Source organism: Vibrio sp. 1288 (genome assembly GCF_033344475.1).
Map to the genome: position 1 here is coordinate 1 of NZ_JAWPOX010000869.1, position 578 is coordinate 578.

Here is a 578-nt window from a genome sequence, read left to right on the forward strand (position 1 = left end):
GCGCTGAGTTTAATGCTGGCTTGGTGGTTACCGAGAAAGAAAGACTAAAAACGTCATTTTTTAACATAAGACGAATAACGAAAAAGAGGCCACACGGCCTCTTTTTTTTCTTATCAAGCAAATACAAAAAGATTGTATAGGTGGCTATGGTTTCAAGGACTGACGACTAAAGCCTTTGTGGCCACATTTGATACAAGGAATGATGATAGTTGGATGGTTGTAGGTAGTTTTATGTCCGCACTCATCACAGACAAGTGTGCCTAAGCCGATAACCTCGCCAGCTTCATACAAGCCTTGATGCTCCAAGTCATCAAAGAGCTCTACCCATTCAACTTTGGTACGGTCCGTAATCTCTAGTAAGCCTTGCCAAATGGAATCCGCTACCGTTAAGTAAAAAGGACCGCTTTTGCTGTCTTCATAGCTCTCAGAAAACTCTTTTAAGTCGGCTTTCACATACGCGGCAATTAAGGCCAACTCATCTTTGGTCAAGTCATTGGCGGCTTCCACCACTTTGCCCGACGTTTCTAATGCTGTGTTAACTTCTTCCGGAATTTGCTTCCTGGTTCCAATCACATTCG

General features: G+C 43.3%; 1 protein-coding gene. It reads right to left on the reverse strand.

The annotated features are described in order from the left end of the window. Positions 1–144: 144 nt before the first annotated feature. Positions 145–573 (reverse strand): zinc ribbon-containing protein, encoded by a 429-nt coding sequence (locus R8O11_RS29815; RefSeq protein WP_318195205.1) that lies wholly within the window; start codon positions 571–573, stop codon positions 145–147. Positions 574–578: the final 5 nt, after the last annotated feature.